This window comes from Mizugakiibacter sediminis, from assembly GCF_000953855.2.
Lineage (GTDB): Bacteria > Pseudomonadota > Gammaproteobacteria > Xanthomonadales > Rhodanobacteraceae > Mizugakiibacter > Mizugakiibacter sediminis.
Map to the genome: position 1 here is coordinate 13,718 of NZ_DF970163.1, position 13,412 is coordinate 27,129.

Annotated in this window: 12 protein-coding genes; 10 read left to right on the forward strand and 2 right to left on the reverse strand. The window is 71.5% G+C overall.

Going from position 1 to position 13,412, the window contains the following annotated elements; genetic code table 11:
- Window positions 1-190: 190 nt before the first annotated feature.
- Window positions 191-1,204, reverse strand: coding sequence for a type I glyceraldehyde-3-phosphate dehydrogenase (gap, locus tag MBSD_RS04645; RefSeq protein WP_062535528.1), 1,014 nt, complete (start codon window positions 1,202-1,204; stop codon window positions 191-193).
- 185 nt (window positions 1,205-1,389) lie between these two features.
- On the opposite strand from gap, the gene MBSD_RS04650 reads away from it, so the two are divergent.
- Complete coding sequence (locus MBSD_RS04650) at window positions 1,390-2,265, forward strand: MBL fold metallo-hydrolase (protein WP_062535529.1); 876 nt, start codon at window positions 1,390-1,392, stop codon at window positions 2,263-2,265.
- On the opposite strand, the gene MBSD_RS04655 is transcribed toward MBSD_RS04650, so the two are convergent.
- Window positions 2,226-2,621: an ArsR/SmtB family transcription factor gene (locus MBSD_RS04655; protein ID WP_062535531.1), complete on the reverse strand. Its 396-nt coding sequence runs from the start codon at window positions 2,619-2,621 to the stop codon at window positions 2,226-2,228. The two genes, MBSD_RS04650 and MBSD_RS04655, sit on opposite strands and share 40 nt — an antisense overlap.
- A 213-nt stretch (window positions 2,622-2,834) precedes the next feature.
- On the opposite strand from MBSD_RS04655, the gene MBSD_RS04660 reads away from it, so the two are divergent.
- The 9 genes from MBSD_RS04660 (at window position 2,835) to MBSD_RS04700 (ending at window position 13,340) form a co-directional block, all read left to right on the forward strand.
- Window positions 2,835-4,082 (forward strand): NAD(P)/FAD-dependent oxidoreductase, encoded by a 1,248-nt coding sequence (locus MBSD_RS04660; protein ID WP_425478094.1) that lies wholly within the window; start codon window positions 2,835-2,837, stop codon window positions 4,080-4,082.
- Window positions 4,083-4,117: 35 nt separating this feature from the next.
- Complete coding sequence (locus MBSD_RS04665; RefSeq protein ID WP_062535536.1) at window positions 4,118-4,324, forward strand: YgaP family membrane protein; 207 nt, start codon at window positions 4,118-4,120, stop codon at window positions 4,322-4,324.
- Window positions 4,325-4,358: 34 nt separating this feature from the next.
- On the forward strand, window positions 4,359-4,742 hold the full coding sequence (locus MBSD_RS04670; protein WP_062535538.1) for a DUF302 domain-containing protein: 384 nt from the start codon (window positions 4,359-4,361) through the stop codon (window positions 4,740-4,742).
- Entirely contained in the window at window positions 4,742-5,836 is a 1,095-nt protein-coding gene (locus tag MBSD_RS04675) for an efflux RND transporter periplasmic adaptor subunit (protein ID WP_062535540.1), read from the forward strand. Before MBSD_RS04670 ends, MBSD_RS04675 begins: the two co-directional genes overlap by 1 nt.
- Window positions 5,833-9,054 carry an efflux RND transporter permease subunit gene (locus MBSD_RS04680; RefSeq protein ID WP_062535542.1) on the forward strand — a complete coding sequence of 1,074 codons (3,222 nt, stop codon included), beginning with the start codon at window positions 5,833-5,835 and terminating at the stop codon, window positions 9,052-9,054. The genes MBSD_RS04675 and MBSD_RS04680 overlap by 4 nt, the downstream gene beginning before the upstream one ends.
- Window positions 9,055-9,138: 84 nt before the next feature.
- Window positions 9,139-9,948, forward strand: coding sequence for a S1/P1 nuclease (locus tag MBSD_RS04685; protein ID WP_062535543.1), 810 nt, complete (start codon window positions 9,139-9,141; stop codon window positions 9,946-9,948).
- 53 nt (window positions 9,949-10,001) lie between these two features.
- A complete protein-coding gene (gene pyk, locus MBSD_RS04690) occupies window positions 10,002-11,465 on the forward strand; it encodes a pyruvate kinase (protein ID WP_062535545.1) in 1,464 nt (487 codons plus the stop codon).
- 277 nt (window positions 11,466-11,742) lie between these two features.
- Entirely contained in the window at window positions 11,743-12,201 is a 459-nt protein-coding gene (locus MBSD_RS04695) for a hypothetical protein (RefSeq protein WP_062535547.1), read from the forward strand.
- Between the two features lie 128 nt (window positions 12,202-12,329).
- The gene (locus MBSD_RS04700; RefSeq protein ID WP_062535549.1) at window positions 12,330-13,340 is read left to right on the forward strand and encodes a class I fructose-bisphosphate aldolase; all 1,011 of its coding nucleotides are present in this window, start codon (window positions 12,330-12,332) and stop codon (window positions 13,338-13,340) included.
- The last annotated feature ends 72 nt before the right edge of the window (window positions 13,341-13,412 follow it).

Here is a 13,412-nt window from a genome sequence, read left to right on the forward strand (position 1 = left end):
GTGTACTCGAGTGTAGCGGTCTACGGCAGCCTGTGGAGGGGGCGGCAGCCCGCCATTGCACGCCTGCCGACGCCGCACGGCAGGGTGCCGCGGCGACGAGCCGAGGCCTAAGCTGCCGCCCGGCGTCGGGCAAAGAAAAACCCGCACGCCGGAGCGTGCGGGTTTTCGGCGCGAACATCGCCTGCGGCGCTTATTTCGCCGCCATCAGCGCGCGCGTCATGTCGAGCATGCGGTTGGAGAAGCCCCACTCGTTGTCGTACCAGGCCAGCACCTTCACCAGCGTGCCGCCCATCACCTTGGTCAGGGTGGCGTCGTAGACCGACGACAACGGGTTGTGGTTGAAGTCGACCGACACCAGCGGCTTGGTGTTGACGCCGAGGATGCCCTTCATCGCGCCGTTGGCCGCCTCGTTGATCACGGCGTCGATCTCGGCCTTGTCGGTCGGACGCGAGGCGACGAACGACAGGTCGACGACCGAGACGTTGATGGTCGGCACGCGCATCGCGAAGCCGTCCAGCTTGCCGTTCAGCGCGGGCAGCACCAGGCCGACCGCGGCGGCGGCGCCGGTCTTGGTCGGGATCTGGCTCATCGTCGCCGAGCGGGCGCGGCGCAGGTCCTTGTGGAAGACGTCGGTCAGCACCTGGTCGTTGGTGTAGGCGTGGATCGTGGTCATCAGGCCGTGCACGATGCCGATCTTCTCGTGCAGCACCTTGGCCAGCGGCGCCAGGCAGTTGGTGGTGCAGGAGGCGTTGGAGATGACCTGGTGGCTGGCCTTCAGGGTGTCGTGGTTGACGCCGTAGACGAAGGTGCCGTCCACGTCCTTGTCGCCCGGCGCGGAGATGATCACCTTCTTGGCGCCGCCGGCGATGTGCGCGCCGGCCTTGGCCTTGGAGGTGAACAGACCGGTGCACTCCAGCACCGCGTCGACGCCGAGCTGGCCCCACGGCAGCCTGGACGGATCGCGCTCGGCGAACACCTTGATGCGGTCGCCGTTGACGATCAGGTCGCCGCCGTCGACGCCGACCTCGCCCGGGAAGCGGCCGTGCGCGGTGTCGTACTGGGTGAGGTGCGCATTGGTTTCCGCGTCGCCCAGGTCGTTGACCGCGACCACCTGGATCTCGTTCGTGCGCTTCGATTCGTACAGCGCACGCAGGATGTTGCGGCCGATGCGACCGTAACCGTTGATGGCGACCTTGATGGCCATGGGGCAGCGTCCTCCGGAGCGGATGCGGTGGGAAAAACGCGATTTTACAGGGAACCGGCGCCTTCCGCCCGGCCGGGCTGCGGCGGACTGTCGCGGATCGCCGCGGCGGCGCCCGCCATCGGGCATATGATGGCGTACCGAGGCCGCCGCGCGTCGATGGCGGCCGAGGCCCCGCCGGAGCAGCCATGCGCCCTGACGTCACGCCGTTCTTCCACGCGCCCACCTCGACGTGGTCGTACGTGGTGCGCGACCCCGCCGGCAGCGCGGCGGCGCTGATCGATCCGGTGCTGGACTACGACCCTGCGGCGGGGCTGGTCTGCACCGCGCCGGCGCGGGCGCTGCTCGACCACGTGCTGGCGCACCGCCTCGAGGTGCAGTGGCTGCTGGAGACCCACGCCCACGCCGATCATCTGTCCGCGGCCGGCTGGCTGAAGGACGCGCTGGGCGGGCCGGCGCGCGTCGGCATCGGCGCCGGCATCGTCGAGGTGCAGCGCACCTTCAAGCGCCTGCTCAACCTCGACGACGGCTTCCGCGCCGACGGCTCGCAGTTCGACCGCCTGTTCGCCGACGGCGAGCGCTTCGCGCTGGGCAGCCTCGAGGTCGAGGTGCTGGCGACGCCCGGCCACACCTCCGACAGCGTCAGCTACCGCATCGGCGATGCGGTGTTCGTCGGCGACACCGTGTTCTCGCCGCCGGCCGGCACCGCGCGCTGCGATTTCCCCGGCGGCGACGCCGCCACGCTGTACCGTTCGATCCGCCGCCTGTACGCGCTGCCGCCGTCGACGCGCGTGTTCCTCTGCCACGACTATCCGCCGCCGGGCGCGGCGCCGCGCGCGGAGGTGACGCTGGCCGAGCAGCGCGCGCACAACGCGCACGTGCGCGACGGCGTCGACGAGGCGGCGTTCGTCGCGCTGCGCGCGCGGCGCGACGCCGCCCTGCCGGTGCCGCGTCTGCTGTGGCCGGCGCTGCAGGTGAACATCCGCGGCGGCCGCCTGCCGCCGCCGGAGGCGAACGGCGTCGCCTACCTGCGCACGCCGCTGCGCTTCGACACGCGCGGCTGAGCGGCGCGCGCCGCCGGCGCGCAGGCGTCGCCGCCGCCCGGCACGCCGCAATAGATGTCGTGCAGCGTGCCGATCAGGCGGTGCACCGGCCCGTCGCTGAGCCGGTACCAGATCTGCTGCGACTCGCGGCGCGTCTGCACCATGCCTTCCTCGCGCAGTTTGGCGAGGTGCTGCGACAGCGCGGACTGCGAGAGCTCGGGCAGGCGCTCGTTGATCTGGCCGACGGTCAGCTCCTGGCCGACCAGCAGGCACAGCACGCGCAGGCGCTGCGCGTTGGCCAGCGCCTTCAGCAAGCGCGAGGCCTCGCCGGCGCGTTCCTGCATCACGTCGAGATCGGGGAGGGGGCGTGGGTCCATGGGCGTTCGCGCAGCGGCGCCGCGCACCGCGCGGCGACGGTTGACATCATACACTCCACTAAATAAGATAATGCTAAATTAGATATCGTTCATTATGTGGCGGCCTGACGGCGATCAAATCCCCGGGGGCACCGGGGCATAGGCTGCCATCGAGGTATCGCAGAGGGTTCGGTCATGGCCAGGATCGTCGTGCTCGGGGCAGGTTTGGGCGGGATGAGCGCCGCCTACGAGATCAAGGCGGCGCTGGGCGCCGCGCACACGGTGACCGTGGTCGGCGACGGCCCGCGTTTCTCCTTCACGCCGTCCAATCCCTGGGTGGCGGTCGGCTGGCGGCGGCCGGACGAGATGACGCTCGACGCCGGCACCCACTTGCGCAAGCGCGGCATCGAGTTCGTCGACGAAGCGGCCGCCGAGATCCGCGCCGCCGAGAACCGGCTGGTGACGGTGAGCGGACGCAGCGTGGCGTACGACTACCTGGTGATCACCACCGGCCCGCGCCTCGCCTTCGACGAGGTGCCGGGGCTGGGCCCGTCCGGCCACACGCAGTCGGTGTGCACCACGCCGCACGCGGAGCAGGCCTGGGCCGCCTACCAGGCGTTCCTGAAGCAGCCGGGGCCGATCGTGGTCGGCGCGGCGCAGGGCGCGAGCTGCTTCGGCCCGGCCTACGAGTTTGCCATGATCCTCGACGCCGACCTGCGCAAGCGCAAGCTGCGCGACCGCGTGCCGATGACCTTCGTCACCAGCGAGCCGTACGTCGGCCACATGGGGCTCGGCGGCGTCGGCGATTCCAAGGGGCTGATGGAATCGGAGCTGCGCAAGCGGCACATCCGCTGGATCACCAACGCGCGCATCAAGGAGGTGCGCCTCGCCGAGATGCGCGTGGAGGAGCTGGACGCGCAGGGCAAGGTGGCGCAGGAGCACGTGCTGCCGTTCGCCTATTCGATGGTGATCCCGGCATTCACCGGCGTCGACGCGGTGCGCGGCGTGGAAGGCCTGGTCAATCCGCGCGGCTTCGTGCTGATCGACAGGCACCAGCGCAGCCCGAAGTTCCCCAACGTCTTCGCCGCCGGCGTGTGCGTGGCGATCCCGCCGGTGGAGCAGACGCCGGTGCCGACCGGCGCGCCGAAGACCGGCTTCATGATCGAGTCGATGGTGACGGCGATCGCCGCCAACCTGCGCGACGAGCTGGCCGGCCGCCCGCCCGCGGCGGAGGCGACCTGGAACGCGGTGTGCCTGGCCGACATGGGCGACACCGGCGCGGCGTTCGTGGCGCTGCCGCAGATCCCGCCGCGCAACGTCACCTGGACGAAGATCGGCAAGTGGGTGCACGTCGCCAAGGTGGCGTTCGAGAAGTACTACCTCGCCAAGATGCGCTCGGGCAACACCGAGCCGATCTACGAGAAATACATCCTCAAGGCGCTCGGCATCGAGCGGCTGAAAGCCGCCGGCGGCGGGCGCTGATCCGGATCCGACGCGAAAACTTCGGGAGTCCTCGCATGAACATCGACCGCATGGTGATGCGCTTCGCCGGCAGCATGGTGATCCTGAGCCTGGCGCTGGCCCATTTCTTCTCGCCGTGGTGGCTGCTGCTGACGCTGTTCGTCGGCGCCAACCTGCTGCAGGCCTCGTTCACCGGCTTCTGCCCGCTGGCGCGCATCCTGCGCAGGCTCGGCATGAAGCCCGGCTGCGCCTTCCCTTCGTGACGGACGCGCACGCACGGCGAACGGAGAGCGGGACGTGTACTACATCGTGAAATCGGACAAGAGCTTCGCACAGGCGGTGGACGATCTCGACGCCGCCGTCCGGCGCCACCGGTTCGGCGTGCTGCACGTGCACGATCTCGGCGCCACGCTGCGCAACAAGGGCCAGGCGTTCGCCGGCGAGTGCAAGGTGTTCGAGGTGTGCAGCCCGCGCCATGCCGCCGGCGTGCTGGCTAGCGACCTGCGCCTGAACATGGCGCTGCCCTGCCGCATCTCGGTGTACACCGAGGGCGGCGAGACGCGCATCGGCATGATCGAGCCGCAGCGCATGCTGGCGATGCTGTCCGACGATCCCGCGCTGGCCGCGATCGCGCGCGAGGTCGAGGACGCGACCCGGCGCATGATCGACGAGGCCCGCTGATGCGCACTATCGGTGTCTTCCAGGCATCGCGCTGGCTGCTGCCGCTGGCCGCAGTCGCGCTGCTCGCCGCCTGCGGCGGCGCCAAGCAGGCGGCAGCGCCGCTGCCGCCGCCGCCGCTGGCCACGCTGACCGTGCAGCCGCAGCAGGCGCGCCGCGAGCAGTCCTGGGACGGCGTGGTCGAGGCGGTGCACCAGGCGACCATGTCGGCGCAGACCAGCGGCCGCGTGGTCGAGCTGCCGTTCGACGTCAACGACTACGTGCCGGCCGGCGCGGTGATCGTGCGCTTCACCGACGTCGAGCAGCAGTCGGCGCAGCGGCGCGCGCAGGCGGCGCTGGCGGCGGCGCAGGCCACCTACGACGAAGCGCAGGCGTCCTACCAGCGCACCGCCGAGATCTACGCGCGCAAGCTGATCGCCAAGGCCCAGCTCGACCAGGCGCTGGCGCGGCGCGACGCCGCGCGCGCGGCGCTGCAGTCCGCGCAGGCGGCGTTGCGCGAGAGCGGCCAGCAGCTCGACTACACCGTGGTGCGCGCGCCGTACTCCGGCATCGTCACCAAGCGCTACGTGCAGGTCGGCGAGGCGGTGCAGCCCGGCCAGCCGCTGATCGCCGGCGTGTCGCTGGAGGAACTGCGCGTCAACGTGCAGGTGCCGCAGAGCGCGGTCGACGCCATCCGTCGCTTCCACGCCGCCGACGTGCTGCTCGACGCCAGCGGCGCGCGCCGCGTGCCTGCCGCCAAGGTGACGGTGTTCCCCTACGCCGACCCCGACACGCACACCTTCAGCGTGCGCCTTGACCTGCCGCAGCAGGAGACCGGGCTGTATCCCGGCATGACCGTCAAGACGGCGTTCGCGGTCGGCGAGGCCAGGCGCCTGCTGCTGCCGGCCAGCGCGCTGGTGCAGCGCAGCGAGGTCAGCGGCGTGTACGTGATCGGCGCCGACAACGGCGTCAGTCTGCGCCAGGTGCGCCTCGGCCATCGTTTCGGCGAGCAGGTGGAGATCCTCGCCGGGCTCGCCGCCGGCGAGAAGGTCGCCGCCGACCCGGACGCCGCCGCCCTGTATCTCGCCAAGCTTCACGCCGCGGAGGCGGGGCGATGAGCGAGCCGCGGCTCGGTTTCTCCGGGCGCATCGCCCGCGCCTTCCAGGACAACCCGCTGACGCCGATCCTGGCGCTGGCGGCGCTGCTGCTCGGCTTCGCGGCGATGCTGATCACGCCGCGCGAGGAAGAGCCGCAGATCGACGTGACCATGGCCAACGTGTTCGTGCCGTTCCCCGGCGCGGACGTGCACGACGTCGAGAACCTGGTCGCGTTCCCGCTCGAGCAGAAGCTCGCCGAGATCCAGGGCGTCAAGCACGTCTACTCGGTCAGCCGGCCGGGGCTGGCGGTGATCACCGTCGAGTTCCAGGTCGGCGTGCCGCGGCAGACGGCGATCGTGCGCCTGTACAACCAGGTGTTCCAGAACCAGGACTTCGTGCCGCCGAACCTCGGCGTCGGTCCGCCGCTGATCCGGCCGATGGGCATCGACGACGTGCCGGTGATGGCGCTGACGCTGTGGACAGACGACGCGCAGCGCGGCGCCACCGAGCTGGCCGAGGTGGCGCACACGCTGGAAACCGAACTGAAGCGCATCCCCGGCACGCGCGACGTCTACACGATCGGCGCGCCGGACCGCGCCGTGGTGGTGCAGCTCGACGCGGCGAAGATGGCCGCCTACGGCCTCGCCATCGACGACCTCGCCGGCGCGCTCAAGGCCGCCAACGTGGTCGGCCAGGCCGGCGAGCGCGTCGCCGGCGATCGCGACGTGCCGGTCACCGCCGGCACCTTCCTCGCCGACGCCGACGACGTCGCCCACCTGGTGATCGGCCTGAAGCACGGCCAGCCGGTGTTCCTCTCCGACGTGGCGACCATCCGCAAGGGCGCCGATCTGCCCAGCCGCTACGTCTGGTTCGGCACGCCGCCGGGGAAGGGCGGGCCGGCCACCGGCACCGCGCCGGCGGTGACGATCGCCATCGCCAAGAAGTCCGGCACCAACGCCGCCGATATCACCACCGCGATCGCGCGCCGCGTCGAGGCGCTGAAGGGCGTGTCGATCCCGGCCGGCGTGCACGTGGTGGTCACCCGCGACTACGGCCAGACCGCCACCGACAAGGCCGACAAGCTGATCCACAAGCTGATCTTCGCCACCTTCTCGGTGGTGCTGCTGGTGCTGGCGACGCTGGGCTGGCGCGAGGCGATCGTGGTCGGCGCGGCGGTGATCATCACCCTGATGCTGACCCTGTTCGCCTCCTGGGCGATGGGCTTCACCATCAACCGCGTGTCGCTGTTCGCGCTGATCTTCTCGATCGGCATCCTGGTCGACGACGCCATCGTGGTGGTGGAGAACATCCACCGCCACATGGCGCTCGGCGGGCGCAGCCTGCGCGAGGCGATTCCCGCGGCGGTCAGCGAGGTCGGCGGCCCGACCATCCTCGCCACCTTCACCGTGATCGCCGCGCTGCTGCCGATGGCGTTCGTCTCCGGCCTGATGGGGCCGTACATGCGGCCGATCCCGATCAACGCCTCCGCCGGCATGCTGCTGTCGCTGGCGGTGGCGCTGGTGGTGACGCCGTGGCTGGCGCTGAAGCTGCTCGGCCGCCACCACGCGCCGCCGGCCGAGGAAGCGCGCGAAGCGGCGCGCGGCAGCCGCCTGCTGCGGCTGTTCCGGCGCCTGATGCTGCCGTTCCTCGAAGGCGAGCGCGCGCCGCGCCGGCGCCGGCGGCTGTTCCTCGCGATGGGCGTGCTGGTGCTGGCCGCGGCCGGGCTGGTGGTGGTGAAGGCGGTGATCCTGAAGATGCTGCCGTTCGACAACAAGTCGGAGTTCCAGGTCGTCGTCGACATGCCCGAGGGCAGCACGCTGGAGACCACCGACCGCCTGCTGACCGAGCTGGCGCGCGCGCTCGACCGCGTGCCCGAGGTGGAGAACTACCAAGGCTACGCCGGCACCGCCTCGCCGATGACCTTCAACGGCCTGGTGCGCCAGTACTACCTGCGCAGCGGGCCGATCGTCGGCGACCTGCAGGTGACGCTGGTCGACAAGACCAAGCGCAAGCGCCAGAGCCACGCCATCGCGCTGGCCGTGCGGCCGATGCTCGCCGAGATCGGCGCGCGCTACGGTGCCTCGGTCAAGGTGGTGGAAGTGCCGCCCGGTCCGCCGGTGCTGGCGCCGATCGTCGCCGAGGTCTACGGCCCCGACTACGCCAAGGTGCGCGAAGTGGCGCTGGGCCTCGCCAGGGATTTCCACGCCAATCCGGATCTCGTCGACATCGACACCAGCGTCGAAGCGGACGCGCCGCGCGAGGTGATGGTGGTCGACCGCGAGCGCGCCGCGCGGCTCGGCCTCGATCAGGCGCGCATCGCGCGCGCGCTGCGCGCGGCGCTGTCCGGCGACGATGCGTCCTACCTGATGGACGGCCGCTCCAAGTACGCCGTGCCTATCCGCCTGCGCCTGCCCGCCGGCGACCAGGCCGCGCTGGCGCAGTTGCTCGCCCTGCGCGTGCGCGCGCAGGGCGGCGCGCTGGTGCCGCTGTCGGAGGTGGTCGACGTGCGCCCGGCGAACTGGGAGAAGGCGATCTACCACAAGGACCTGCTGCCTTACGCCTACGTCACCGGCGACGACGCCGGCCATACCGACAGCCCGCTGTACGGCATGTTCGCGATGGTGGGCAAGCTGCGCCGCGAGGCGGTGGCCGGGCAGCCGCTGCAGCAGCGCTTCATCGCCCAGCCGGACGACACCACGCGCTACGCGGTGAAGTGGGACGGCGAGTGGCAGATCACCTACGAGACGTTCCGCGACATGGGCCTCGCCTATTCGGTGGGCCTGGTGCTGATCTACCTGCTGGTGGTCGGCCAGTTCCGCAGCTATCTGGTGCCGCTGATCATCATGGCGCCGATCCCGCTGACGGTGATCGGCGTGATGCCGGGACACGCGCTGTTCGGCGCGCAGTTCACCGCCACCTCGATGATCGGCATGATCGCCCTGGCCGGCATCATCGTGCGCAACTCGATCCTGCTGATCGACTTCATCAACCACGCGCATGCCGCCGGCCGGCCGTTGCGCGAAGCGGTGATCGAGGCGGCGGCGGTGCGCGCCAAGCCGATCGCGCTGACCGCGCTGGCGGCGATGATCGGCGGCTTCTTCATCATCGACGACCCGATCTTCCAGGGCCTGGCGGTATCGCTGATCTTCGGCATCCTGGTCTCGACCCTGCTGACCCTGCTGGTGATCCCGCTGCTGTACTACGCCTGGCTGGCGCATCGCGAGGCGGCGGGGCGCTGAGCGCCGCCGCCTCCGCGCGACGTCCTCGCCCGACGCGCGCTGTGGCACACTCGCGAGCCTTCCTCCCCGACCTCGTTCTTTCCCATGTCCCGATTGCGCTGGATCGCCTGCCTGCTGGCCGCCGCCGTCGCCGCGCCCGCCGCGGCTTGGGGCCCGCTGGGCCACCGTGTCGTCGCCGAACTGGCGCAGCGACGGCTGACGCCCGCCGCGCGCGCCGAAGCGGAGCGCCTGCTGGCGCCCGAGCATGGGCGCACCCTGGCCGACGTCGCCACCTGGGCCGACGACATTCGCGACGACCCGGCGCAGGCCGAGCTGGCGGAGCGCACGCGCAAGCTGCACTACGTCAACTTCCGCAGCGCCGACTGCGACTACGTGCCGCCGCGCGACTGCCGCGACGGCCAGTGCGTGGTCGCCGCCATCGACCGCTACGCGGCGATCCTCGCCGACCGCCGCCGCCCCGACGCCGAGCGCCGCGAGGCGCTGAAGTTCGTCGTGCACTTCGTCGCCGACGTGCACCAGCCGCTGCACGCCGGCTACCGCGACGACAAGGGCGGCAACGACTACCAGGTGCGCTATCGCGGCGAAGGCACCAACCTGCACGCGGTGTGGGACTCGCTGTTGCTGGATGCGCGCGGGTTGCGCTGGCGGGCCTACGCCGACGCCCTCGACGACGACGGTCCGGTGTCGCTGCCGCCGCCGACGCCGCCGCTGGACGACCCGCCGGCGCAGTGGGCGCAGGAGTCCTGCCGCATCGTGCGCGACGACGGCGTGTATCCGCGCGGCCGCGTCATCGACGACGCCTACCTCGCCTCGCGCCGGCCGCTGGCCGAACGCCGCCTGCGCGAAGCCGGCGCGCGCCTCGCCGCGCTGCTGAACCGCGCGCTGGCGCGCTGAAAACGTATGCGGCGGTCGCGGCATGGCCGCCGGCCTGTGCTAGCTTGGCGCGCATGAGCACGATCCGCCGCACCAAGATCCTAGCCACCCTCGGCCCCGCCACCGACGCGCCCGGCATGCTGACCCGGCTGCTGGAGGAGGGCGTCGACGTGGTCCGCCTGAACCTCTCGCACGGCACCGCCGACGACCACCGGCGCCGCGCCGCCGCGCTGCGCGAAGCCGCCGCCGCGATCGGCCGCGAGGTCGGCGTGCTGGCCGACCTGCAGGGACCGAAGATCCGCATCGAGCGCTTCGCCGCCGGCGCCGCCGAGCTGGCCGTCGGCCAGCCGTTCACGCTGGACTGCCGCGCCGACGCGCCGCCCGGCGACGCCAGTCGCGTCGGCGTCAGCTACCTCGGCCTGCCCGGCGACGTGCACGCCGGCGACGTGCTGCTGCTGGACGACGGCCTGATCGCGCTGGACGTGGTCGAGGTGGCGCCGCCGGAGGTGCGCTGCCGCGTGCGCTTCGGCGGCCGCCTGTCCGACCGCAAGGGCCTGAACCGCCAGGGCGGAGGCTTGAGCGTCGCCGCGCTGTCCGACAAGGACCGCGCCGACATCCGCCTGGCCGCGCAGCTGGACGCCGATTTCCTCGCCGTCTCCTTCGTGCGCAGCGCCGCCGACCTCGAGGAGGCGCGCGCGCTGCTGCGCGCCGCCGGCGGCCACGCCGCGCTGGTCGCCAAGATCGAGCGCGCCGAGGCGATCGACGCGCTCGGCGAGATCATCGACGCCGCCGACGCGGTGATGGTGGCGCGCGGCGACCTCGGCGTGGAGATCGGCGACGCCGAGCTGCCCGGCCTGCAGAAGAAGATCATCCGCGAGTCGCTGGCGCGCAACCGCGCGGTGATCACCGCCACGCAGATGCTGCAGTCGATGGTGGAGGCGCCGATCCCGACCCGTGCCGAGGTGCTGGACGTCGCCAACGCGGTGATCGACGGCACCGACGCGGTGATGCTGTCGCAGGAATCCGCCTCCGGCCGCCACCCCGACAAGGCGGTGGCGGCGATGCGCCGCATCTGCCTCGGCGCCGAGCGGCAGTTCGAGCCCACCGAGGATCTGTCGCAGGTCGCCGCCCAGCTCGACCGCACCGACCAGGCGATCGCCATGGCGGCGATGTTCCTCGCCGGCCGCGTCGGCGCGCGCGCGATCGTCGCGCTGACCGAATCCGGCGCCACCGCGCAGTGGCTGTCGCGCTACCGCTCGGCGGTGCCGATCTACGCGCTGTCGCGCAGCGACCCCGCGCGCCGGCGCATGCTGCTGCTGCGCGACGTCGTGCCGGTGCGCTTCGATCCGGGCGAGGTCGATCCCGCGCACGTCGCCCGCAGCGCGGTGCAGCACCTGTTCGCGCTGGGCGCGCTCGGCGAAGGCGACCGCGTGATCCTCACCCACGGCGACCACACCGGCCGCCTCGGCGGCACCAACACGCTGAAGCTGCTGCGCGTGGGGCCGGACGGCATCGCCGAGAGCCTGCGCGATCTGTGAGCCGCGCCCGGCGCCGCCTGGACATGTCGCCGGGAAACCCCGAATCAGCCGTCGTGCCCGCGAAAGCGGGCTTGACGTCGGCCGATGTGTGCGGACCCTCCCGGAAAGCCGCGTTGCCGGCTTGATCTGACGCAGATCGCGCGCCGCCGGCCTTGCGCAAGCTTTGGGCGAAACGGCGCCGGATCGTCAAGCGGGCGTCGCGCTGGTAGATTGCTCATCCGGCCACGTGGCGGAGACGGACATGAAAGCTCGCGAACGTTGCTTGCGCATCGGGCATATGCTGGCTTGTGCCGCGCTACTCGCCACGGCCGCGACGGCCGAAGCCGCCACCCGCCGCGTCGCGCCGGAGCGGCTGGAGCATTACTGGATCCTGTCCAACCGCGCCGACCTCACCGCCGACGCGCCGATCTCGGGCCGGAACCTCGACAAGCCGAGCTGCGCCGCGGTCAGCTACACCATCGGCTCCGACGGCGCCACCTACGATCTCAAGCTGGAGCGCGTGGTGCCGCCGGGCGATCTCGGCAAGGTCGCGATGAGCCTGGTGGCGAACATGCGCTATGCGTTCGCGCCGGGGAATCTGGCCCGCGAGCCGGTGCGCACCTACCTGATCGTGCCGTTCAACCTGCCGCGGCCGCCGGCCGACGCCTCCTCGGCGGCGCAGGCTGAGGTGCAGGCCGAGCGCGACCGCATCGGCGCGGCCTGCCGGCTGCCCGGCTACGGCGGGCCGGCCGGCTGAACCCGGCCAGCTCCGGGCAGCGGAGCGGCGGCTGGCCTATAATGCGCATTCCCCTCGGGAGGGAGCCGCGCTCCGGCGGAGGCGGCGCATCGGCCGGGCACGTCCCGCATCGTTTTTTCGGAGTGGTCATGAGCATCGAACAGCTTGAGAGCATCGCCCAGGCGATGGTCGCCCCGGGCAAGGGCATCATCGCGATCGACGAGTCGAACAACACCATCAAGAAGCGCTTCGATGCCGTCGGCGTGGAGAACACCGAGGAGCATCGCCGCGCCTACCGCGAGATGCTGCTGACCACGCCGGGCCTGAACGAGCACATCTCCGGCGCGATCCTCTTCGACGAGACCATCCGTCAGTCGACCAAGGCCGGCGTGCCGTTCACCAAGGTGATGATGGACAACGGCATCCTGCCGGGCATCAAGGTGGACAAGGGGCCGTTCCCGCTGGCCGGCTTCCCCGGCGAGGTGGTGACCGAGGGCCTGGACGGTCTGCGCGACCGCCTGAACGAGTACGCGCGCCTCGGCGCCAAGTTCGCCAAGTGGCGCGCGGTGATCACCATCGGCGAGGACATGCCGAGCTCCACCTGCATCGACGCCAACTGCCACGCGCTGGCGCGCTACGCCGCGCTGTGCCAGGAGGCGGGGCTGGTGCCGATGGTCGAGCCGGAAGTGCTGATGGACGGCGACCACGACATCGACGTCTGCTACGACGTCACCGAGGCCACGCTGCGCAGCCTGTTCGCCTCGCTGTACGAGCACAACGTGATGCTCGAGGGCACCATCCTCAAGGCCAGCATGGTGCTGTCCGGCAAGGACTGCCCGGAGCAGGCCAACATCGATGAAGTTGCCGAGGCCACCATCCGCTGCCTGAAGACCACCGTGCCGGCCGCGCTGCCGGGCATCGTGTTCCTGTCCGGCGGCCAGAGCGACGAGCAGGCCACCGCGCACCTGAACGCGATGAACCAGATGGGCCCGCATCCGTGGCCGCTGTCGTTCTCCTACGGCCGCGCCATGCAGCAGGCCGCGTTGAAGCTGTGGGCCAAGGACATGACCGGCAACTTCGCCGCCGCGCAGAAGACCGTCGCGCAGCGCGCCAAGGAGAACGGCCTCGCCGCGCTCGGCCAGTGGTCCAAGGCCGCCTGAGCGGTAGCGCCAGGGGACGAAAAAACGGGCGCCTCGCGGCGCCCGTTTTCGTTTGCGGCATCGCCTGGGCGA

What these genes read in the sequence shown, in the direction of transcription:
- MBSD_RS04665 (WP_062535536.1), top strand. Translation starts at nt 4,118, where the DNA reads ATGAACATCGACCGCATGGTGATGCGCTTCGCCGGCAGCATGGTGATC.
- MBSD_RS04685 (WP_062535543.1), top strand. Translation starts at nt 9,139, where the DNA reads ATGTCCCGATTGCGCTGGATCGCCTGCCTGCTGGCCGCCGCCGTCGCC.
- MBSD_RS04660 (WP_425478094.1), top strand. Translation starts at nt 2,835, where the DNA reads ATGAGCGCCGCCTACGAGATCAAGGCGGCGCTGGGCGCCGCGCACACG.
- MBSD_RS04695 (WP_062535547.1), top strand. Translation starts at nt 11,743, where the DNA reads ATGCTGGCTTGTGCCGCGCTACTCGCCACGGCCGCGACGGCCGAAGCC.
- MBSD_RS04655 (WP_062535531.1), bottom strand. Translation starts at nt 2,621, where the DNA reads ATGGACCCACGCCCCCTCCCCGATCTCGACGTGATGCAGGAACGCGCC.
- MBSD_RS04700 (WP_062535549.1), top strand. Translation starts at nt 12,330, where the DNA reads ATGAGCATCGAACAGCTTGAGAGCATCGCCCAGGCGATGGTCGCCCCG.
- MBSD_RS04675 (WP_062535540.1), top strand. Translation starts at nt 4,742, where the DNA reads ATGCGCACTATCGGTGTCTTCCAGGCATCGCGCTGGCTGCTGCCGCTG.
- pyk (WP_062535545.1), top strand. Translation starts at nt 10,002, where the DNA reads ATGAGCACGATCCGCCGCACCAAGATCCTAGCCACCCTCGGCCCCGCC.
- gap (WP_062535528.1), bottom strand. Translation starts at nt 1,204, where the DNA reads ATGGCCATCAAGGTCGCCATCAACGGTTACGGTCGCATCGGCCGCAAC.
- MBSD_RS04680 (WP_062535542.1), top strand. Translation starts at nt 5,833, where the DNA reads ATGAGCGAGCCGCGGCTCGGTTTCTCCGGGCGCATCGCCCGCGCCTTC.
- MBSD_RS04650 (WP_062535529.1), top strand. Translation starts at nt 1,390, where the DNA reads ATGCGCCCTGACGTCACGCCGTTCTTCCACGCGCCCACCTCGACGTGG.